The organism is Pseudomonas pharyngis (genome assembly GCF_021602345.1).
Taxonomy (GTDB): Bacteria; Pseudomonadota; Gammaproteobacteria; order Pseudomonadales; family Pseudomonadaceae; genus Aquipseudomonas; species Aquipseudomonas pharyngis.
Window position 1 is genome coordinate 502181 of the sequence record NZ_BQID01000001.1, and the last position, 21452, is coordinate 523632.

Below are 21452 nucleotides of genomic sequence, written 5' to 3' on the forward strand. Positions count from 1 at the left end.
GTTCCTTGAGGGCGGGGAGTTTAAAGGAAAACCGTCCGGCTTCGGGGGCAGTCAGAGGCAATAACTGGGTTTGATTTCAGTGGTGGAATTTTTCTTCAGATGTTCCAGACCGAAGTTCGCCCCTTCGTAACCCTGGGCGAGAGCCAATTGATAGCAGGCCATGGCTCGGGAGGGGTCTTTGGTACCCCACTCGCCGCTCGCAAAGGTCGATCCCAACTTGCTGATCGCGACGGCATTACCCATTTTCACAGCGCCGATCAGCGCTTGCTCTGCGAGCGCGGGATTTTTGCAGGGCCCGTCGAAGGTGAGCTCGTTGCCGTCACAGTAAAACTCGGAAAGCCCCATCGCACCGTTGGGCAGCGTAGTGGCTGCTGCTTTGAACAAAGACTCCAGCGTGTCCGTCGGCACCTGCGGCGCCATACCCGAGAGACTCAGAATGGCCGCTTTGTAACTGACAAGTGGGTCTCCAGAGCGCGCTGCGCACAACAGGTTTTCCAACGTGGCTTCATACAACTCCACCGTGAGCGGTTGATCTTCCGGAGCCCCCAATGCTTCGAACGCCTCGGCACGTTGGTAACAGAAACTCTCTTCCTTACTCAGCTTGGGTTTGCTCGCAACGACCAGATCTTTATCACTGATCGACCAGTCTTCAACGCCTTCAAGCACCCAACAGGCCTGCCGCGAAAAGTTGAAGACTTTGACGTGGCTCCAACCTGCGCGCTTATCCACAACGATGGAATGGCTATCGTCGAGCTCTTGTATCTTGACTCCCAGAATCTTGCGGGAGGGGATGGGTGCCATTAACGGATAGCCCAACTCGGCCCCCTTCACACCCGTAACGATCGGTTCGAAATGACCGGCTTCGGCTGTCGGTTTCAACGCGAGCGATTTGACTGTCATCGCCGTAAATCTGCGCTGTGATCGGCCATCGGCAGAAAATGCCGCAAGGAACGGCATGAAGTCGTCGGATGGGCACGCAACGCTTTTATCGGATGACTGCTCAGGTTGTCCAGGCGCGATCTTGTCCAGATAAGCCGAGCGCTCGCGACTCATTCTGGCGATGCACAAGTTGACCGCGAACACATGCGCCGGCATCCCCGTCTCGATCTCGAATGCTTCCAAAGGGCAGTTCGCATCGCGCAATTTCAGCCATGCACGTTGCGACTCTTTGACCTTCGCCGCGTACTCCGCGCCCAATGCCGGATCTGCCCGATAATCAGACTCAAGCCGCGCCATCAATTGCTTGTAGCTGAGGTTCAGCTGCGTATCGGCAGCTTTCTTCGCCGCTTCCGAGCAGGGCACCATTTCCAGGCTTGAGGCGACATGGCTGCAGTCGTCCTGCGCATAGACCGTTGAAACAGGCAGCAGAACGGCCAGAAGGGTAAAACCGAAACGGTTCAATGTGTTCATCCTAGAGTCATTCAGGCTTTGTGTTTGGCGAACCGGGTGGCGCATTGCTTGGCTATGTTCATTTCCCAATAGGTGCTGAGCAAAGCTTTACGTTTTTTGGGGCCGGGTCTATTCCGATCCCGCTACACACTGCCCATCCTGAAGATCAGGAGCCAGCGCCCGATTTCCCGACAGATACCAACTCGCAAGCGACTGACTCTCGCAATAAGCGTTCTTCTCGGCATCGTAATAAAACGCGACCTTCTGCTTGGCCATCCCGCCCCGGTTAGGAACGAACAACTCGACGGCGAACACGACATCGGGCAAAGCAGTTTTTCTGTCCGACATCAGCGTGGGTGGCCCCAGAAACTTACAGGGCACGCCGTCAAAAGGCAGATCCAACCGGCCGTCTTGATACCTGTAAATCGCGCAAATGCCATTCGGATCTTCAATCACCACGGCAGCCATCGTTCCACCGCTCCAGTTCACCACGCCATCTGCAATGGCGCGAAAACTATCGGCAGGCATTTGGTTTTCCTTCGTGAGTGCAGCGACCATCGCGGTGGGCATTGTATGGCTTGTACTGACACCGGCTGGCGCTGCGCTTGCGGACAACGCCCACGTCAACGCCAGGAACAACAGGGGAGCGACTTTCACTCTGAATCTCCGATGGCATGGCTGACCGATATGCAATGCACGATACTTACTGCGCCGTACATTCAGGTTCTGCGAGATGTTCAACATCAACTCGGAATTTGCATAATTCGGTAGTTTCATTCACTCCGACCAACGACATCAGCTTGAAGGTCAACTGCAATTCGGTGTCGGAAAACGTGGCCCTATCCAATGAAACATCGGTGAAGCCGTTGTTAAAGTTCTTCCCTTCAATGTCGCAGAACTCCATCGAGTCGCTCGCTGCTCCTTGTCCCCCAGGCTTGAGAATCTGAATATTGACGCAGGGGCTATCGAACGTTTGGTAATAACGGACCAGTTTTCCGGAAACTTGAGCAACATTGGCTTTATATATATATCGACGACCGGCCCTCGTGCATTACCTGCAAATGCACAACATGAAAAACACAAAACTGAAAACAGCGAAAATCCTTTCAAGACTCACCCACTCCATAAACCTGCTGATCAAATGCTTTAGTTCACTGTTTGCGATTGTCCGGAGCCATAGCCAATTGACGGGCTCTCTCTATCGTCGCACGGATCAAGCAGGAATTTGACCACTCCCCGAAAACCGATTTAGACGATTTCGGCTCAGGCAGACACTCCGCATCACGAAATTTCATCCAGGCCCTTTGGGTTTCCCTCAGGCCTTTCCGTGCATTTTCGTCCAACCGTTCCATGCGCTCCCGGTAAACGAGGTTGAGCAGTGCATCCGTATCCGTCATAACCAGATCAAGCGCCCCACTCGACGCAGTTGGCCACACAACGTCCGCCAACGCCTGCTTGGTTTCGTTGTTCCAATTGTAGAAACCGTTCTCTTCAATTTTCAGCCAGGCAGAGCGCCCATAATGATTGGTCGGATCGCTCGCACTGACTTCAGATTGGTAGACAATTTCCAGATAGATCGGGTCGGTTGAGCGCTGAGGATCATTCAGCAGCGTTTGACGAACGATGGACCGTTGCTTTTTGCTCTCGGTGATTTCAATCGAAAAACATGGGTCCGGGCCGGGACGGTCGGTCGACTTCACCCGCGCCAGACACTCTTTACGAAGGGCCATGGACGGAGCATCTGGCCCAAATCCTATGTCTACAATCCTCACGAGCAGCCGTACTTCAGGATCTTTGGAAAAATCCGCCTGAAGCACGGTCGCAATCATAGTTCCTTCTGCTTTCACAACCGAAGACAGCAAAGAAAAAACCACAACAAGAATAAATCTAAAACTCATAATCCCTTGATGTCCGCAAAAATCCAACAGCAAACTAGAACCTGTTTTAATCCAAACATACGAAACAGATCTATTTAAACGCTGCACCAAAATCAAAGCCGCTGAGCGCAACACCACAAATAAATCTGTCACCTTTTCTCTTATATCGCATATGCACGGCTGCCCCACCAGAATTCAGTGAATTAACGTGGGCATTGAATTAGGCGGAACTAATCTGCATGCCCTCGTAATTTAGACAAAATCGCAGTGCCCCAAACAGATCCTAGCTTTGCTTTGATACAAGAACTATTAATCAGAAAAACTTATCTATACCAGCCCGATCATATCGTACAAATACACTGTCAAGCTTTCCAGATGACACATCAAGATAGAGCGGGTTAATTAAGTCCCCGGGAGTATAAACGGAAAATACGTAGCTATCACCAAAGGAGTGGCTGAATTTATCTTTCTTTACAACGCTCTCAGGACGTGAGAATTTGAGGTCATTCGGAGAATGATAGGTCCGGGACAACTTAACCCCATCTAGAACCGACTCTTCAACCTCTACCGATACCGGCGGTGTTGCTAACAAAGGAGTTATAGCAACCTTATTAGTTAGGTTCTTCCACTGATCTGAAAATTCAGACGCCACCTCCTCATACTCTTCAGCTAACGGGCGTTCCAAACCACAGACGGCCTTGTTTATTAGGATTCCGTTCTGCTCGTTCCGAACGTTTGTATAAACGCAGTCTATGAAAACCTCCGCGCCATGCCTAGTCAACGTAAAATACGCTTCGAAAGGAGCACGCGACGCCAGGTTCTCATAATGGAGGGCCTTCCCCCCGTTAAAATCAACTAGCTCTCTGGTTGTCTCGCCTTGGCTGCCGATTACGTCCTTGATTGTTTTACTACCACCTGACCAAGTCACGATTAAAGAGCGGGCGTCGACATCGGCTGAATACACGTCATGCGGATCGGCGAATGCGACATCTGCTAACACGAAATATATGATAGCCATGACTACGTGCAATTTCATCTTCATGCTTATTTGGTCTCCGGTGCAATTGATGTGGCTTTTAATATCGCTTCGAACTTAACGGCATAACTCGCGATCAGCGCCTTCTGGTCGGACCCGTTGATAACCTTCCGTGCCCCTTCATAATCCTTAGAAGTATTATTAACGTAATCGCCAAGTTTTTTCCCAGTAAATATACCTTCCTTCATACCCCATATCATGATGGGCACGGAATTCTCAAACCCTGCAGCCTCCTCGGGATGTGTGACAAAATCAATTCCGAAGTAATCTTTTGCTTTTTGATAATTTTTCTTCCAAGTCAAATGAACGAGACCACGCCCTCGATATTTGTAACCGTCCCCTTGTACCGTGTTACCGTTGTCTAACGCAGTTTGTCTGCGTGTTGCGGTATCTGCAAGCACAGGGTCATATTTGTCGAAATAGGAAACCGGCCCATACTCAGGAGCAGCACTAAAATACTCAGCAATCATAAATTGATAAGCCTCGTGGCGCGCCGTAGCGAACATATACGACAACTCATAAATGGTATAAATTTCTTTAGTTTTTTCTAGATACTTATTAACGTTCTCTGCGATCTTACGCAAATTAGACTTGGACGTAGCAGAAAGCTGAGGCGCATCAGCCTGAAACGAAGCATGTTGCTCAGCATACATAGCTACAAAACGCTCGACATCTATAAATTCAGAACGCCTCATGAAGTTACTCAGCATTTCAATAGAATGAAAATGCCAAACCACGTCCGAAGTCATGGCAGCCTTTTCTTTCAGATCATCCCAAAACACATAGCTGCTGATCCTTTCTTTTTCATGCTTCAGTGTCTTCGGGGCGTGCACAAGCTCTGTATCGAGCCGGCTCCACTTGGGAGCGTCTGCTTTCGCTTTCCACTCAGTCGGATGATGGGCCACCAGCCTGGACCATTGCGAGCGCGTATCTGGGTTTTTCAAAGCCTCGGCCAGCTCGGTCGGATCGACGTCCCGGCTCTGGTCTTTATCGATCTTCGCAAACAGATCCTGAAAGAACACGGGCATGTCTTTCGGATCGAGAAACCCGTCCGCTGTCGCATTGGTTTCTTCGACGATCTGAAACCCCAGTTTTTCCCAATCATGCTGAGTGATGATTTGTGCACCGGCTTTTTTGACAAGACCATTGACGGCCTGAGCATCGTCAGTGACGGTCACATCGTAGTAATCGTCGGTGCCCACTTTAATGACCGGGGCCTTGTTCAAATCAACCGCATGTTTCGTTTTCAGCACCGTACTATCCGTCGCAGGTGCTTTTTTCTTCAGCTCACCTCCCGCCGGCAGATACAGGTATTGCTTGCCGATCTTCAGCCCAGCCGTATTCTTGAGGAAGTCTTTTACATCGGCTTCGGCAGTAAATATCTCGACGTGTACTTGATACTTACTCGCTACACCGCCATCTTCGCCAGTGAGATTTTCAGTCAATCCCAGATAGCCAATCGGATCTCCCGCCTTGATACCGGTACTTGCAGGCTCTACAGAATTGAAACTAATCGGGATTACATCCCAGGCAACGTAGTCGTTTTCCACAATCGCCCAGAAGCTGGGAGGAACGCTCCCCGCCCCAGCCAAGCTGCCGCTGCTGGTACATTTCGCCATTCGACGAATTGTCCCTGAAACATTGAGATTCAGAACTTCTTTGCTTTCAAACTCCACCGTACTTTGAGGGGTGAGTTGCAGCGAGCCCATCTTAGCACCGGCAGTCTGCCCATTTTGAGCAGAGACAGGATCCTGATAAAGATCCAATCTCTTCAACGCGGTTCCCTTCACCTTACCTTGCCAATATTTGGGCTTTAAACGCTCCGGGATCGGGTCTGCCAGCCATATACGCGCGGGTTTGGAGTTCTTGTAGGGTTCTCCATCTTTCAAGTATGCGAACCAGACCTCTTTGCCAGCCTCGCGAACTTTGTGGCCACTCTTTTTAACGCTACCTGACAGGATTTTTCCTTTCGCGTAGGTAACGTTGCCTAAGTCCTTTTGATCCAATATCTCAAGTTTGGTCCCTGCAACGAGCTTGCCAACATTCTGAACGCTACTGGATTCAGGGAAATCGTCGTAAGCGTTGAAGTCACTTACCTTCATGGTCACTTGAGGCTTCGGAGTTTCTTCCTCAGTCAGCGGATAACGCTTGAAGGGCAGAAGATGCATGTACAAGCTGTAGAAATTCAGCTTGTTTTGCTTGCCCTTATTTGGCCCTTCTTCTGGGTTTGGGGCAGACTTATACTCATGTCGCACCAAACAAAACGAGTTGGAATATTTCAGTTTTTTCTCATTTTCGCCAAAAGTAGACTCCAGATAATCTTCGTTAAGTCGGTAGGCCACGACTTCACCGTCGGCCATACACCGAATTGGCTCGTTCAAAATGCACTGAGGAGCGCTGGCATTGCTGATGTGAATGCCGCCGTGCCAGAACTTGTTACTGCCCAGCAGGTAGTGGCCGGCAGTTTCAGCCTCGAGGGCTTTGTAAACCTCCTCCGCATCAGTGAATTGTTTGCCGTCAGCTTTTCTGAACGGATATTGAAAGTTCATCAATGGGGCAGGGCCTGCCGGTACAGGAGCAGGCGCCGGCGCTGGATTAGCACCTGTCCGATACTCCTCCTTTGCCCTTAGAAACTTTGTTGGAACAGGCCAGTAGTATGCAGGCGGGTTCCGGCCAAAGAACGCTTCCGAGGGTCCGTTAGTGGTCTGAGCACCAAAAATTTTTCCCTGGCCTGTCGCTGCGTTGTATTCCATGACAATGCCGGTATGAAACAGGCGACGATTGCCTCCTGTAAGAGGAAGGATGTCAATCCAAAGAGCAATGTCCCCTTTCTTGACCTCTGTCGGTGGCACCACGGTGTAAAAGCGAGAGGAAGCATTCATCGCTCTCGTCTCCTCATACTCAATCTGGTAGCCCGCGCCAGTGAGCAGAAGATTCACCATATGTGAACAATCGATCAGTTTTTTTCCTGCCGCGTTGGTTTGAGTACCATTACCTCCCATCAGGTAGACGTAATCACCGCCGGTGTACTGGTTTCTTAAATCGAGTGGTTCGGTCATTTCTGCATCCTGCAAATTAATAGCAATAGCTGGTCTTGGTAGAAGCAGCGTCTTGCGCGTTTAAACGTTTCAGATTTCCGGCAGCGGTGTCGTCACCCTTGTCAGCTGCGAGGCGATAGCAGGCAAGCGCTCTGGACATGTCTTTGGTAACGAGCCTCCCTTCTTCAAACGAATAACCCAAGTAATTCATCGCGCTGACCGAACCCATTGACGCGGCGCGAATTAGCTCCTTCTCGGCTTGCTCTGGATGTTGGCACGGCCCTTCGGGTACAGGGTTGTTCCCATAGCAATAGAAAGTCGAAAGAGAGGCTGCACCGTCGGCAAGGGTTGTCGCGGCGGCCTTGAAAAGTGCCTCGACCTTTTCCGTTTCCAACTGTGGAGCCATGCCGGATAGACTCAGGCCCGCAGCACTTAAACTTGCTTGTGGGTCTCCCGAAGCAGCAGCGCACACATAGTTTTCCAGCGCAGCCACAAACAGCTCACCGGTCAGCCGATACTGCTCCAACCCACCTAGCCCAGCGAAGGCTTGAGCGCGCTGATAACAAAAATTCTCGGATGTGTTCATGGTCGGAGTACTTGCCACTACGAGATTTTTGTCGCTAACCGACCAATCCTCAACGCCCTCCAGAACCCAACACGCCTGGCGAGAAAAGTTAAAGATCTTGATATTGCTGTTACCTGCACGCTTATCAACAACGTTGAAATGACTGTCGTCAACCGCTTCGACTTCGACGCCTTCTGCCTTGTCTGTGGCTATGGGTGCCATCAGTGGAAAGGCCAATGTCGAGCTATTGACTCCCTTCGTTTGCGGCTCAAAATTTCCATTCTCCCCGGTAGGTTTCAAAACCAGCGACTTCACCGTCATCGCAGTCAACCGCTGCTGAGTTTCAGCATTCGCAGAGAACGCCGGCAGGAACTGTGAAAAGTCCTCAGACGGACAATCATCAGCATAAGCGCTGCCATGAAACAGGCTCAGCAGCGAGGCGGTGAAAGCCGCTACCGCGAAGCCGTGCCTTTTCTTCAAAAAACCATTCATGTCGATCACTCAGAAAACACAAAAAAAGCCTTCGGCTTAACCTTCTCAGGCGGCGCATTCAACAACGCCTGATCCATCAAACTCCCCGCCTTATCCTTATCCGCCGCCCCCGGCAGCACCGGCGGCTTAATCCCGATCCCGGTGCCACTCCCCGCCGACCCGCCAGCATTAATCTTCACCACCGGCCCAACCACGGTCACACCACCGCCATCGAGCTTGATGAAACTGCCACCGCCGAGAATCGTCAGCTCAGTCCCCGCCTCAATGACAATCTTGTCCCCCGCCTTGATGTGAATCTCTTTCCCGACACTGGTCAGTTGCGCCGTCCCGAGCTTCACATGCTGGCTCTCACCAATGGTCAGGTGGTCGTCCATCCGCGCTTCGATCTTGCGGTCGGAAAACGTGGTGCGATGTTCTTCAGCCTTCAGCTCGGTGTAGGTGTTCTTCACCACGGTGTCGTGACGTTCATTCCCGACCCGAATCTTCTGATCGTGCTCAACGTTTTCATCCCAGTCGCGCTGGGCGTGGATGAAGATTTGTTCGGCGCCTTTTTTGTCTTCGATGCGCAGTTCGTTGTAGCCACCGCCGCCCGGGGAGCTGAGGGTTTTGAAGACGCTGCGGGTTTTGTTCGCCGGCAGGGCGTAGGGCACCGGGTTTTCCTTGTGGTACAGGCAGCCGGTGACCAGCGGTTGGTCGGGGTCGCCTTCGAGGAAGGTGACGAGGACTTCCATGCCGATGCGCGGGATGGAGATGGCGCCATAGCGGTCGCCGGCCCAGGAGCTGGAGACGCGCAGCCAGCAGCTGGTTTTGTCGTCGGCCAGGCCTTCGCGGTCCCAGTGGAATTGCACCTTGATGCGGCCGTACTGGTCGCAGTGGATTTCTTCGCCTTTGGGTCCGGTGACCATCGCGGTCTGGCTGCCGAGCACGCGGGGTTTCGGGTGTTCCAGGGCCGGGCGGTAGAACACGTCCCACGGGGTGGCGAGGAAGCGGTTGCGGTAGCCCTGGTGGAAGTCGTCCTTGTTGTCGGTGGTGTCGCTGGTCACCGATTCTTCGAGGACTTGCGGCTGTTTGCCTTCGTGGAAGATTTCGGTGAGCAGCCACAGGTCGTTCCACTCGCTGCGCGGGTGGTCGGACATTTCCATGAAATGGCCACTGACCAGTTTGGTCTGATCGCCGCGACCTTCGGCCTGACGGTAGTCGGCGCGATGACGTTCGAGGGCGCGCTGGCTGAGGAACTTGCCGCGCGCGCGATCGATGAAACGGCCAGGGTAGTCGTAGTCTTCCAGATCCGGTTCAGCGTCTTTGCTATCGAGAGCGCCGTCTGGTTTGTAGGCCGCTTCCATTTGCAGGCGCGGCTTTTCGAAATCGTAGTCGCGGCGCGTTGTGCGGCTGGTGCGGGTTTCCAGGCGCAGCTTGAAGCCTTTGATCACCGGTTCTTCGGCGACCATGCCGCTGCCCTGCACATACGCGGTCGGTTGGCCGAGGTTCGGGAACACGGTCTGGTCATCGCCGAACACCAGCAGATGGCCTTTCTTGCTGTGCTGGAAGTGGTAGTGAATGCCTTCTTCTTCGCACAGACGCTGGACGAAATGCAGATCGGTTTCGTCGTACTGCACGCAGTAGTCGCGATCCGGGCACGGCTGGCTGAGCTGGAAGCTGTAGGCGTTGCCCTTGATGCCGTGCTCGTCGAGGATCAGCGCGATGATTTTCGGCGCCGACATCTGCTGGTAGATGCGCTGGTTGGTGCGGTGATGCAGGTATTGCAGCTGCGGCACCAGTGAAACCTTGTAGCGGGTCAGGCGCTTGCCGGCATCGCCCTGGGCCACGCGGTAGATCTGGCCGTGGATGCCCGAGCCCTGCGGATCGAGGGCGAGGAATGCCTGTTTGTGCAGGAGTTTTTCCAGGTCCAGATCCGGGTTTTCGCTGACCAGTTCGATGTCGAAACGAAACGGCTGGCTGATGCCTTCGGTGCCGGTGAACGACAGGACTTGCAGGTCGCCTACGTAATCTTCAACAGTCAGGCTGAAGTGCGTTTCGTTAGCTGGGTTGAACATAAAGTGCTCCCTGTTCGAATGTCATCCGTTACGCCCTCAGCCGCAAACGCTGCAGCCAGGACGAAGTGGCGCCCAAGGCGTCACGCAATTGTTCGGCAGAAATGTTGCGCTCTGCCGCGTCAAAGGCCAGCGCGGTGCGCAGCGCGGGCCAGCAGTGTGTCGGTAGATTTGCCGGGGCTTGCAGCTCGCGCTCCAGGTATTCGTCACGGGCCTGGGTCGAGGGCAAGCGGCGGAACGGGTGTTTGCCGCCCGCCAGTTCATAGATCACGCAGGCCACGCCGTACACGTCCGCGCTGGCCGACAGCGGTTGGCCCTCAAGCAGTTCGGGGGCGGCGTAGCCCGGGGTCCAGGCGTTGAAGCGCTCGCGGCTCAGGTGCGGCAGGCCGGGCAGGATGCCCTCCTCGGCCTGCCCGAGACCGAAGTCAAAGAGGCGAACGCCGTCTTCGCTGAGCATGACGTTGCTCGGTTTCATGTCACCGTGCAGCACGCCGCGACGGTGGGCGTAAGCCAGCGCGTCGAGCAGCGGCAGCGCGATGTCGCGCAGTTCTTTCCACGGCAGGCCCAGCGGCCGCTCGCAGAGCAGTTTGTCCAGGGTCAGGCCACGCATGAGTTCCATGGTGATGAAGGCCCGCTGGCAATCGGTGTCCACTTCGAACGTGTGCGGTCGCAGCACATTGTCGTGGCGCAGGCGTCGGGTCAGGGCGAACTCGCTGTAGAGCAAGGCACTGGCATCCGGCGACTCGGCAAATTCTTCGCTGAGGATTTTCAGCGCAATGTAAGGATCGGGATCGCCGAACTGCTCGTGAAGGAGATCCCGGGCCCGGTAAACCGCACCCATGCCACCGGCCCCGAGCAGGCGCTCGAGGTGGTAGCGGCCTGCCAGAACATCCGGCAGTGCGCCGACGCTGGCCTTGGTTGGCGCCAGCGGGGGTTCGGCGTTGTGCTGCTTTGCAAAAGCGAAATAGGTCAGGTTGTTGGCCTGCTCCTCGCTCATCAGCAAGTCATCGACTGAGGATTCGATTTCAGTCATTGGCGGATCACCACGGCCGTCAGATTGTCCCGTGCGGCGCCCCGCAGGGCACCGTCGAACAGACGTTCCAGCGCCACATGTGGCGCCGCCAGGCTGAGGGCGTTGCCGAGGGCATCGCTGCTCAGGCCTTGATACAAACCATCGCTGCACAGCAGGAACACATCGCCCGGATACACCTCAAGCTCCAGCACATCCAGCGTCAGTTGTTCCGCCGCGCCGACCGCCCGGGTCAAGGCCTGGGCCGCCGGGTGCGCCGCTGCCTGTTCGACGCTCATCTGCTGCTCGTCGATCAATTGCTGCTGCAGCGAATGGTCCTTCGACAGCTGATACAACCGCTGCCCACGCCACATGTAGCAACGACTGTCGCCGGCCCAGATGCAGGCCGCGCGATTGCCTTCCACCAGCAGCGCCACGACGGTGCTGCCCATGATGCTGTCGTGGCGCCCGGCGGTGACGGTCAACTCCTGCCCCAGGCGCCGGTTCAGCCAGTGCAGGCACTGGCGGATGGCTTTGAGGCGTTCGTCGAAGTCTTCGTACTGCGGCAGTTCAGCCAGGCTGGCGACGATCAACTGGCTGGCGATGTCGCCACCCTGATGACCGCCCATGCCGTCCGCGACCACCCACAGCCCATGCTGCGGGGTGTCGAGGAAGGCATCTTCGTTGCGCGACCGCACCTTGCCCGGGTCGGTTCGCGCCGCGCTGCGCCAGGGACTGGCCACCAGCATCAGAGCTGCACCGGCATACGGAAGGTGCGCAGCACGCCCATGTCGAACGGGTTCGGCGTGCGCTGGCTGGTCAGCAGGTAATTGGCGCGCAGGCCACCCACGTCGGCTTTGAGCACCAGCACGTCGCGACCGGTCAGGTACTCGGTCTGCATCAGGTCGAACAGACGGAACAGCGACCACGGGCCGGAGTTCTTCTCGATGCCGATCGGGCGCCCGGCCATCTTGTCCATGACCAGGCTGGTGCGACCGTCTTCAGCATCGGTCGGCCACTTGAAGCTCATGGGCAGGATCGGACCGTGGCGGTACTCCATGGTCTTGTCGCCGAACTTGAACTCGGAACGGCTGACCGCCGGATCGAGGGTGTACGGCTCCAGCTTGAACTGCACGGTCGGTTCGGCCGGGTTGATCGAGAAGAAGCTCTGGCGAATGTTCAGGGCCGCCGCCATCTGGTCGAGGAAGACCTTCGACACCGGCAGGCTGCGGCCGTCGACGCTGCGCATCCGGTAGTTGCCCGGATCACCGCTGACGAACGGACGCATGTAGCTGTCGAAGAAGCGGTCGATGGTGCCTTGAGCGCGGAAGAACTCGCGGAAATCGCTGATCGCCACGTCGCTGGTGCTCGAGGCGCTGAACGGGTAACGCTTGTTGATGGTTTTGCCATACACGCTGTACAGCTCGTTCTGATAACGGCCGTTCAGGTACTGGTAGGCATCGTTAAGCACCAGGCGCCACGAGTCTTCGGCCAGCACGTTGAACCACACGCTCAGCGGACGCGGCAGACGACCGGACGCATTGCGCAGGTTGGTCAGCGCATCACGCTGGCCGCTCATGCGGGTCTTGGCCAGCTCGAACGCGGCCTGCTCCGGCGTGCTGGAACGGGCGAGGCCCGCCAGCTGCAGTTGCAGGTCGTTGAGCGCGGTGAAGGCCGGGGTCAGGTCAGCGGCCGGGCCGTTGTTGTCGTCGAGCAATTTGTGCAGCGGCTCGAAGCGGCGTTGCAGGGACTTCTTGGCGGTGTCCGGCAGGTTCTTCGCCACGTTCAGGGCCGAGGCCTTGTCCGCTGCCGCCGCGGCGAGTTTGCCCACCTTGCCCAGTTTGCCTTTCTGTCCGGCCAGCGCATCAGCCGCGTCACCCGCCTCGTCCACCGGATCGGCAGCGGCCGGGAAGCGGGTGTTCTCGCGCACTTCGGTCAGCAGCGCCAGCACCGGCGAGTTGGCCGAGGTCAGGCCCGCCAGTTGCTCGGCGCCTTCACCGGCATCGCTGATCGGCGGCAGTGCTACCTGGCCAACGGCCTCGCTCCAGTAGTTGGCGTAGTCGCGGAAGTACAGTTGCTCCAGCTCGACCATCAGGCGACGCAGATCCATGTCGCTGATGCCCGCGCCTTCGCCCAGCACCCAGTTGTCACGCAGGATGTCGGTCACCAGCGACGCGCCTTGCACCGAAAAATACTGCTGATAACCGGTCTGGGTGTAGAAGCCCGGAATCACGTATTCAGTGCCGATGAACAGCGAGCCCTGCGGCCCGAGGTGCTGGCTGAAACGGTAATCCGGCAGGTTGCGCGCCTGCTCGCGGAGCATGCGGTAAACCACGGTCGCCAGCGACTCGCTGCGCAGGATCTGACGCGCCTGGGCCACCAGTTGCTCGTTGAGCGGATAGATAAACGGCTGCTGCAACAGACGCTCGAGGTGCGTGTTCAGACCGTTCTGCACCGCGGTGTTGCCGGTGTAACGCTGCGACCAGTCCGCCGCGATCCAGTCCTTGAGCCATGCCGCGTCACGACGATCCTTCATGTTCAGCATCAGGTACGCGCGCAGGCTGTTGATCAGCTTTTCGCGGTCCTTCATGTTGGCGCGGATCTGGCCTTCGAGCATCGTTGCAACGCGCGGCAGCAGTTGCTTTTCGAGCTCGTGCTCGTAAGCCTCCTTGACCACCGGATTGACGTCCTGGCCCTGATACAGACCCATCCGTTCGTGGTACGCCGCGTCGCCTTTTTTCGGGAACACCTGGGTGGCAGCGTAGCTGGTGTCGAGGGTTTTCAGTGCGCCCATGGCGTCATCGCGCGGCGACAGTGCCGTGCGTTGCTGCGTCCAGTTCTGCGCCAGATTGCGCAGGCTTTCCAGACGCTCGTAGTTGGCCGAGAAACCACCGGCCCAGAGCATGCCGAACAGCACCAGCGCACCCAGTGCGCCGACGTACAACGCACGCTGGCCCCAGTGGATGCGGCTGCGCTCGCGCTTGTCCAGACCGGCCAGATCGGCCTCGGGGAAAATCACCCGGCTGAGCAAGTGATGGATGAAACGCGAACGACCGCTGCGCAGCGTCGGCAGCACGCCGGCGCTCATGCCCAGACTCGCGCCGATGCCGGCGGTGGTCGAATCCATTTCCTGAGTCAGGTGCGGTGCGCTGGTCAGGTAGAAGCCACGCAGTTGCGTCGCACGCTGGTAGCGGTTGCCGGTGAACGCCATGTCGACCAGCAGGCACAGACGCTCGCCGATCTGGCCCATCTGGTGCGGGAAGTCGAGGATGCGGCCACGGCGCTGGGTGTCGCGCTCGGAGTGCATGCGCATGATCACCTGGCTGTTGAGGCGACGCAGCAGCTCTTCGAACTCGTTGCGCAGCACCGTCACGTCGGTGCCGACCTGATCCTTGCGGAAACTGGTGCCCAGCACCTGATCGCTTTCTTCGCGAGTCAGTTGGTCGAAGAACTCATCGAAGCCCAGCAGCTTGTCGGCCTTGCTCAGCACCAGATACACCGGCACATCGACGTGCAGCTTCTGATAGACGTCTTGCAGACGCGCACGCACCTGGCGGGCCAGGGTTTCGATGTCCTGTTCGCTGCCACCGGTCAGGGTTTCCACCGGAATGGTCACCAGCACGCCGTTCAGCGGACGACCGCGACGACGCTTGCGCAACAGTTCCAGCAAGGTGGTCCAGGCGCTGCCGTCGACTTCCGCATCCGGCTGGGTCAGGTAGCGGCCGGCGGTGTCGATCAGTACACCGTGATCGGCGAAGTACCAGTCGCAATGACGGGTGCCGTGGGTGTCGCGGGTCAGTTTGCGGTCGATCTTGTTGATCGGGAATTCCAGCCCGGAGAAGTCCAGCAGGCTGGTCTTGCCGCTGGCCTGCGGGCCGATCAGCAAGTACCACGGCAAGTCATTGCGCCAGCGCTCGCTGCGGCCGCGGTACAGGCTCGAAGTCTTGAGGGTTTTCAGGGCGTCCTTGAAACGCTCCTTCAACTCTTTCTGCTCTTCGTCGATCAACTCTTCGCGGCGGATACGGTCCTGGCCGTCTTCGGTTTCTTCGACGGCTTTCTTGCGGATACCGGCGCGCCAGCTGACGAAGACCATGGTCAGGCCCCAGATCAGGAACAGCACGCTGATGGTCAGCAGACGCGAAGTCGCGCTTTCCCAGAACTTGTAGTCATCCACTGCCAACAACGGGCCGACGAACCACACCAGCAGCGCCACGAACAGCACCAGCAGCAAGGTCCAGACCCAGGTCTGGCGCAGGAAGGCGCCGACTTTCTTGAAAAACTTTTTCATCACACGTCCCTGTTTACGGCTGCGACTGCGGCGAGGCCGCGGCCGGATCAAGCGGCTGATATGGTTGCAGAACGGTGTCGCGCTGCTCGCCCAAGACCCAGGCGAAGCCCGAATACATCATCACCAGACAGACGAAGGTGAACAGCACCACCATCCACGCCGGCACGATGCGCACCAGGTTGCGGCGCTGATCGTTGAGGCCTTCCCACTGCGGCGACAATTCGCGCGGCACGTCGCCACGCAACTGACGGATCTGCCGGTACAGGGCGTCGCGGATGCCTTCGAGTTCCAGCATGCCGCGCGCCTGCACGCGGTACTTGCCTTCGAAACCGAGGGACAGGCACAGGTACATCAGCTCCAGCATCGGCAGGTGCTTGACCGGGTTTTTCGACAGCCGATCGAGCAACTGGAAGAACTTCTCGCCACCGAAGGTTTCGTTGTGGAAGCTGCTGAGCAGGCTCATCTGCGACCACTCGCTTTCATTGCCCCACGGCGTGGTCACGACGGCTTCGTCGACCACGGTGCAGAGCACGTAACGGGCGGCCATCACCTGGCTGCTTTCGGCGCCGTTGTGCAGGGCGCGCACTTCGAACAGCTTGAGCCCGGCGGTCAGGCGCTCGTTGAGCGCGTAGAGGTCTTCGCGGGTTTCACTGTGCTTGAGGCGCACCACTTCCGACAGCAGTTCGGACGACGCCGCCACCAGCGAATTGAGGCTGATGTTGAAGGCCTCCGCCGGGCGCAGGCGCGCGGCGTAGATCATCCGTTCTTCCAGTTGCTCGAAGCGCGGTGGCGCGGCGAAGTCGGTCAGCGGACTCGCCGCCGGGCCATGGCCCTGACGGTCGAGCAGGACGGTTTTGTCGTCCTGGTTGTGTTCCATGTCCTTGATCATGTCGGTCAGTTCCTGATGGCCCAGAATTTCAGTTCAAGCTCGGCGAATTCGCCGGACACATGGAACGCGAAGCCGCCGGAGCGCTCGAGTTGTGCCAGGTCTTCGGAACTGAGTTCGAGGATGAAATAGGTTTTGTTGGAGTGGAACGCGATCTGCCGCGGGGCCACCGGCAACGGTTTGACCTTGATCCCCGGCAGGTGCAGGTTGACCAGTTGGCGGATGCGCTCCACCGGGCCGACCTTGAGGTGCGCAGGCAAGCGATTGCGCAGTTCTTCGGAGTCGCAGTTGGCACTGGCTGCCAGCACGAACGACGCCGAGCCCAGCAGTTTGTGGTCGTGCAGCGGCGACACGATGATCCCGTACTGACGCGCTTGCAGGATCAGTTCGATGGCGTGCTGTTCCAGCACCATCGACAGTACCTGACGGATCGACTCCATCAGCTTGCGGAAACTCGCACCCTGGTCGGCGTGGGAGTAACGGCTGTCCAGACGCGGGCGTTTGCTGTCGCTGGAGAACGTCGCCAGATCGCCGAGCATGGTCAGCAGCGTGCGGTACAACTCTTCCGGGTGAACCTGCTCCAGACCCAGGTAGTGGCGCAGCAGCAGTTCGGTGCGGTTGATAAGTTGCAACATCATGAAGTCGCCGATTTCCGCGCCGCCGACCTTGCCGTTCGAACGGATGCGCTCGGCAATGGTGTCGCCCCGGTGACCGAGCATGCTGATCACTTCTTTCAGGCACGACAGCAGGTAGCTGGAGGCGTGGGCCTGAATGTAGGTCGGCACGAAATCCGGGTCGAGGCTGATCACGCCGTCCGGCGTGGTGTCGAGCACGTCGCAGATCTTCAGCTTCACGTAGGCCTGATCGCTCTGCTGCTCGCCGAGCAACAGCTTGAAGTCCGGGCGACCGCAACTGACCTGGCTGGCGGAATCATCACCAGCGTTGGAGTCGGCCACTTCGGCGTCATACGCGGTGTAACGCGCCAGCACGTCGGACTGCTCCGGGCGACGGGCCTCGATGTGGTTACCGGTGACCAGTGGCAGCGCCAGGTAGATCGGCGTGTTGCCGGTGTTCGGCGGCACGTCCAGCGCCAGCGGTTCGGTGTTGCCGCCGAGTTCGAACAGGCTGCCGTCCGGCAGAATTCCCGAGGCTTCACTGATTACCAGTTTGCCCATGTTGAGGAACTGCAGGTCGATCTCCAGATTCAGGAAACCCCAGGTGTAGCCGCCCAGCAACCGGGTGCGGGTCTTCATCTGGTGATCGTAGTAGCGGTCGTTGTGCTGGAAGTGCTGCGGACGTAGCAGCATGCCTTCCTGCCAGATGACTTTATGGGTATTCATGATCAGTCATCCGCCTTGGCGAGCACTTCGTTGGTCTTGCGGATACCGGCCTGATCCAGGGTCAGATCGGCTTCGGTGACTTCCAGCGGTGTGATCGGGAACGTGTGGCGCCATTTGGTTTCCGGCAGGTCGCGGTACGCGGCGAGGATGCCGATGAAGCGGCTGCCCTCCTCCACGCTGAGTTTCAGTTCCACGGTTTCACCCGGGCGCAGTTCGAGTTCTTCGCTGGCCACCAGATCCGGGTTGAGGGATTCCTTGGCGCGCTCATAGAGGCTGAAGAAATCGGCGTTCTCGAAGGTCACCGGGTGCTTGAGTTCGAACAGGCGCACCACGATCGGCGACGGACGACCGTTGAGGTCCGGATTCAGCTGATCGCTGCCGGTCAACTTCAGGTTGATCTTGGTCACTTTCGAATACGGCGACAGCGACGAACAACCGGCGAGCAGCACCAACAGGGTGAGCGCGGTCAGCGTCTTGAAAAAAGCGGTCGAGCGGCGAGACATGCGCATCATCCTTGGTGGTCGGTGTGGAGGGTGGAGATCAGGCGGATCTGTTCTTCGTAGGCCTGGGCGAAGTCGCGAGCCAGCAGGCGCTCGCTCCAGTCGTCGTCCTGACGCAGCGCATGGTGGTAACGGTTGAACGCTCTCCAACGCCCGCCGGCGGTGGCGAGCAACGGCTTGTTGTCACGCTCGAAACGCAGGGTCAACTGCTCCGGCGAGAAGTGTTCCAGAGTGCCGCGCACCGCCGCGCGGCTGGCGGTCAGCAGCGCCACCTGATGCGCCTGCAAGTCACGGAACGCCCGGGAGATCGCCTGCTCGGCCGGCAGATGGCCCGGCTTGTGCGGCTGCAACAGGATGTCCAGCGCTTCGCTCGGATCGACGGCGAATTTCAGCGGATTCTTGTTGGTGCCTTGTACGGTGGTCTGGGCCAGACGCAGTTCGTTTTTCAGCTCCGAACGGGTGCGCAGGCTCTGTTGCAGACCGCCGACGCTCTGGCGCAGCAGACGTGCAGCGTTCAGCGCAAGAGCTTCACGCTCGTCGTGGCTGAGGTTCTTCACGTTCACGCCAAGGGCCGCGCCGAATTTATCCCAGAAGGTTTCGCTCTGACGCTCGACCGCTTTCGGCGCCGGCGCAGGCTCAGGCGTGGGCTCGACGATCAGCTCCGGCACCATCAGGCTTTCCATGTCGATGCGCGCGTAGTCGGCGCGCTGACGGGAGTCTTCAGGGTCGGTCACCGGTGCGAGCATTTCCTCGAATTCCGAGTACACGCGCTCTTGCTGCTCCAGCGACTTCAGCGGGTCGAGGTCGAGGAACGCGTCATCCGGAATGATGCTGCCGGCGGCGCGTGGCAGACCGACTTCACCGTCGAACGTCGCCGGGTCGCGCACCAGTCGTGCGCGAATCTCGAAGTCGCCCAGCACGTAGGTGCTGCCGTGCTCGATGCGCACCGGTTCGCCCTTGTGCAGACGTGCGCCGCTGTCGCCGTCCTGCACACCGTTGCTGCTGGTGTCGGTCAGGAAGAACGAACCCTCGCGATAGCTGACTATCGCGTGGTGGTTGGACAAGTGACGCTTGCGGTCAGGGATGATCCAGTCGCAGTCCTCGCCCCGCCCGATCACGCCGCCGGCCTGTTTGAAGGTCCGCTGGCACAGCTCGGTGGGCACGAACTGCTTGGTGTTCAGCATTTCGAAAACCAATTCCATGTTTGATGCTCCTTGCGGTCACTTGCCGCGATTGACCGCCTGCGGATCACCCAGCGGGCGGTAATCGTTATCGTTGAATTTGTAATTGCCGCTGCAACCGCCGAGGCCGCATAGAACGACGAGGGTCAGCAGGACAGCGTGCCAGTGACGAACAGACATCAGAGGGTCTCCAGGTGTAGACAAAGCACAAAGCGCCGACCCTCGCGGGCGGCGCTGAAATAGGTGTTCGAGGTGAATCCGACGGACTTTCGCCTACCCATCGAAATCACCCAGATTGATGTTCAAGCGGCCGAGCCGGTACAGCAGCGTGCGGCGCGGCAAGCCCAGTTCGCGGGCGGCGAGCGTCTGGTTGCCGTCGTTCTTGCGCAGGCAATCGAGCAACAGATTGCGTTCGACCGCTTCCAGTCGTTCGCGCAGATTGAGGCCGCAGTGGTCTTCCGGCACCGGCGCCGATTCCAGGCGCAGCGAGAAATGTTCGGCCAGCAACTCGCCGCCCTCGCACAACAGCACCGCCCGCTCGACCAGGCCTTTGAGTTCACGCACGTTGCCGGGGAAGGTGTAACCGGAAAGGTGTTCCAGCGCCGCGTCCGACCAGCGCACCGGGTCACGTTGCAGGAAAGTGCAGGCCTTGTCGGCAAAGTGCTTGGCCAGGTCGAGGATGTCGCCTTCGCGCTGACGCAAGGCCGGCAATTCGATCGGGAATTGCGCGAGACGGTAGTACAGGTCTTCGCGGAATTTGCCTTCGCTGACCAGCACCGACAGATCGCGGTGCGTCGCGGCGATGATGCGCACGTCGATCTTGTGCGTGTCGTTGGAACCCAGCGGGCGGATCTCGCCTTCCTGCAACACGCGCAGCAACTTGGCTTGCAGCGACAGCGGCATGTCGCCGATTTCATCGAGCAACAGAGTGCCGCCGTTGGCCGCGTCGAACAGCCCGGCGCGGTCGCGATCGGCGCCGGTAAACGCGCCTTTGCGGTAGCCGAACAGCTCGCTTTCCAGCAGGTTTTCCGGGAACGCCGCGCAGTTCTGCACGATGAACGCCTGGGACCGACGCGGGCCGCAATCGTGGATCGCCCGCGCGACCACTTCCTTGCCGGTGCCGGTCTCGCCACGCAACAGCACGGTGTACGGGCTGTGCAGGACTTTGCTTATCAGCGAGTAGGTCTGGCGCATTGCCGCGCTCTTGCCGATCAGGCCGTAGCCGCTGGCACTCGGCAGACTGCGCACGACCGGCGCGGCCGCATCCACTGGCTGGCGCAGGCGTTGCAGCAAGTGCAGTTGACCAAGCACGAACGAGCCGAGCTGGCCGAGAGAATCGGCAAACCCTTGCAGGTTGATGTGGCGACGGCTGGCGCACAGCAACAGGCCTTCAACGGCCTTCTGCTGATTGACCAGCGGCACGCACAACAGCGACTGCCACGGCGTGGACGACGCCGGCAGAAAACTGGTTTCGTGCAGGCTGCCGCCCAGGTCGTCGAAGCTCACCACGCGGTTCTGGCACAGGGCGAACTGCAACAGTTGCTCGCCGTTGTAGTCCGCCGGCAGGCTCGCCGCACTGCGCGGTTGCAGCACGCCGTCGAGGCATTCGGCGTTCATCCCCAGCGACGTGTGCGTGGCATCCAGCAAGTACAGCTGCGTCAGTTCGCAACCGCTCAGCCCGGCCAGACCGCGCACGAAGTCACCCAGCAGCGCAGCACCGTCCGCCGCGCGCGACAGGCTGGCGAACTGCGCCAGCAAGGCTTCGGCATAGAGCAGTGGCTGCGGCACTTGAGTGAACAT

The 21452-nt window shown here is 58.2% G+C and carries 16 protein-coding genes; all 16 read right to left on the reverse strand.

Features of this window, described 5'->3' with window-relative positions:
- Positions 1–51: 51 nt before the first annotated feature.
- The 16 genes from L6D74_RS02365 to L6D74_RS02440 all read right to left on the reverse strand — a co-directional run bounded on the left by L6D74_RS02365 (position 52) and on the right by L6D74_RS02440 (position 21452).
- Entirely contained in the window at positions 52–1401 is a 1350-nt protein-coding gene (locus L6D74_RS02365; RefSeq protein ID WP_373874450.1) for a lysozyme inhibitor LprI family protein, read from the reverse strand.
- A 117-nt stretch (positions 1402–1518) separates the two neighbouring features.
- On the reverse strand, positions 1519–2166 hold the full coding sequence (locus tag L6D74_RS02370) for a hypothetical protein (protein ID WP_236187585.1): 648 nt from the start codon (positions 2164–2166) through the stop codon (positions 1519–1521).
- Between the two features lie 374 nt (positions 2167–2540).
- Positions 2541–3419: a lysozyme inhibitor LprI family protein gene (locus tag L6D74_RS02375; protein WP_236187586.1), complete on the reverse strand. Its 879-nt coding sequence runs from the start codon at positions 3417–3419 to the stop codon at positions 2541–2543.
- A 160-nt stretch (positions 3420–3579) separates the two neighbouring features.
- The gene (locus L6D74_RS02380; RefSeq protein WP_236187587.1) at positions 3580–4308 is read right to left on the reverse strand and encodes a hypothetical protein; all 729 of its coding nucleotides are present in this window, start codon (positions 4306–4308) and stop codon (positions 3580–3582) included.
- Between the two features lie 2 nt (positions 4309–4310).
- Complete coding sequence (locus L6D74_RS02385; protein WP_236187588.1) at positions 4311–7361, reverse strand: hypothetical protein; 3051 nt, start codon at positions 7359–7361, stop codon at positions 4311–4313.
- Positions 7362–7377: 16 nt separating this feature from the next.
- Positions 7378–8397: a tetratricopeptide repeat protein gene (locus L6D74_RS02390; protein ID WP_236187589.1), complete on the reverse strand. Its 1020-nt coding sequence runs from the start codon at positions 8395–8397 to the stop codon at positions 7378–7380.
- A 5-nt stretch (positions 8398–8402) separates the two neighbouring features.
- Positions 8403–10451 (reverse strand): type VI secretion system Vgr family protein, encoded by a 2049-nt coding sequence (locus L6D74_RS02395; RefSeq protein WP_236187590.1) that lies wholly within the window; start codon positions 10449–10451, stop codon positions 8403–8405.
- Between the two features lie 28 nt (positions 10452–10479).
- Positions 10480–11481: a serine/threonine-protein kinase gene (locus L6D74_RS02400; protein WP_236187591.1), complete on the reverse strand. Its 1002-nt coding sequence runs from the start codon at positions 11479–11481 to the stop codon at positions 10480–10482.
- The gene (locus L6D74_RS02405; RefSeq protein WP_236187592.1) at positions 11478–12206 is read right to left on the reverse strand and encodes a PP2C family protein-serine/threonine phosphatase; all 729 of its coding nucleotides are present in this window, start codon (positions 12204–12206) and stop codon (positions 11478–11480) included. Before L6D74_RS02405 ends, L6D74_RS02400 begins: the two co-directional genes overlap by 4 nt.
- The gene (gene tssM, locus L6D74_RS02410; RefSeq protein WP_236187593.1) at positions 12206–15745 is read right to left on the reverse strand and encodes a type VI secretion system membrane subunit TssM; all 3540 of its coding nucleotides are present in this window, start codon (positions 15743–15745) and stop codon (positions 12206–12208) included. Before tssM ends, L6D74_RS02405 begins: the two co-directional genes overlap by 1 nt.
- A gap of 13 nt (positions 15746–15758) precedes the next feature.
- Positions 15759–16634, reverse strand: coding sequence for a type IVB secretion system protein IcmH/DotU (gene icmH, locus L6D74_RS02415; protein WP_064600459.1), 876 nt, complete (start codon positions 16632–16634; stop codon positions 15759–15761).
- 5 nt (positions 16635–16639) lie between these two features.
- Positions 16640–17971, reverse strand: a complete 1332-nt coding sequence (gene tssK, locus L6D74_RS02420) for a type VI secretion system baseplate subunit TssK (RefSeq protein ID WP_039765155.1) — start codon at positions 17969–17971, stop codon at positions 16640–16642.
- A gap of 2 nt (positions 17972–17973) precedes the next feature.
- Complete coding sequence (gene tssJ / locus L6D74_RS02425) at positions 17974–18474, reverse strand: type VI secretion system lipoprotein TssJ (RefSeq protein ID WP_011336587.1); 501 nt, start codon at positions 18472–18474, stop codon at positions 17974–17976.
- Positions 18475–18479: 5 nt separating this feature from the next.
- Positions 18480–19673 (reverse strand): type VI secretion system-associated FHA domain protein TagH, encoded by a 1194-nt coding sequence (tagH, locus tag L6D74_RS02430; RefSeq protein WP_236179737.1) that lies wholly within the window; start codon positions 19671–19673, stop codon positions 18480–18482.
- Between the two features lie 18 nt (positions 19674–19691).
- Positions 19692–19832 (reverse strand): hypothetical protein, encoded by a 141-nt coding sequence (locus L6D74_RS02435; RefSeq protein ID WP_003229566.1) that lies wholly within the window; start codon positions 19830–19832, stop codon positions 19692–19694.
- 93 nt (positions 19833–19925) lie between these two features.
- Positions 19926–21452 (reverse strand): sigma-54 interaction domain-containing protein, encoded by a 1527-nt coding sequence (locus tag L6D74_RS02440; RefSeq protein ID WP_085747929.1) that lies wholly within the window; start codon positions 21450–21452, stop codon positions 19926–19928.

What these genes read in the sequence shown, in the direction of transcription:
- L6D74_RS02370 (WP_236187585.1), bottom strand. Translation starts at nt 2,166, where the DNA reads ATGAAACTACCGAATTATGCAAATTCCGAGTTGATGTTGAACATCTCG.
- L6D74_RS02380 (WP_236187587.1), bottom strand. Translation starts at nt 4,308, where the DNA reads ATGAAGATGAAATTGCACGTAGTCATGGCTATCATATATTTCGTGTTA.
- L6D74_RS02385 (WP_236187588.1), bottom strand. Translation starts at nt 7,361, where the DNA reads ATGACCGAACCACTCGATTTAAGAAACCAGTACACCGGCGGTGATTAC.
- L6D74_RS02390 (WP_236187589.1), bottom strand. Translation starts at nt 8,397, where the DNA reads ATGAATGGTTTTTTGAAGAAAAGGCACGGCTTCGCGGTAGCGGCTTTC.
- L6D74_RS02395 (WP_236187590.1), bottom strand. Translation starts at nt 10,451, where the DNA reads ATGTTCAACCCAGCTAACGAAACGCACTTCAGCCTGACTGTTGAAGAT.
- L6D74_RS02400 (WP_236187591.1), bottom strand. Translation starts at nt 11,481, where the DNA reads ATGACTGAAATCGAATCCTCAGTCGATGACTTGCTGATGAGCGAGGAG.
- L6D74_RS02405 (WP_236187592.1), bottom strand. Translation starts at nt 12,206, where the DNA reads ATGCTGGTGGCCAGTCCCTGGCGCAGCGCGGCGCGAACCGACCCGGGC.
- tssM (WP_236187593.1), bottom strand. Translation starts at nt 15,745, where the DNA reads ATGAAAAAGTTTTTCAAGAAAGTCGGCGCCTTCCTGCGCCAGACCTGG.
- icmH (WP_064600459.1), bottom strand. Translation starts at nt 16,634, where the DNA reads ATGATCAAGGACATGGAACACAACCAGGACGACAAAACCGTCCTGCTC.
- tssK (WP_039765155.1), bottom strand. Translation starts at nt 17,971, where the DNA reads ATGAATACCCATAAAGTCATCTGGCAGGAAGGCATGCTGCTACGTCCG.
- tssJ (WP_011336587.1), bottom strand. Translation starts at nt 18,474, where the DNA reads ATGTCTCGCCGCTCGACCGCTTTTTTCAAGACGCTGACCGCGCTCACC.
- tagH (WP_236179737.1), bottom strand. Translation starts at nt 19,673, where the DNA reads ATGGAATTGGTTTTCGAAATGCTGAACACCAAGCAGTTCGTGCCCACC.
- L6D74_RS02435 (WP_003229566.1), bottom strand. Translation starts at nt 19,832, where the DNA reads ATGTCTGTTCGTCACTGGCACGCTGTCCTGCTGACCCTCGTCGTTCTA.
- L6D74_RS02440 (WP_085747929.1), bottom strand. Translation starts at nt 21,452, where the DNA reads ATGTTCACTCAAGTGCCGCAGCCACTGCTCTATGCCGAAGCCTTGCTG.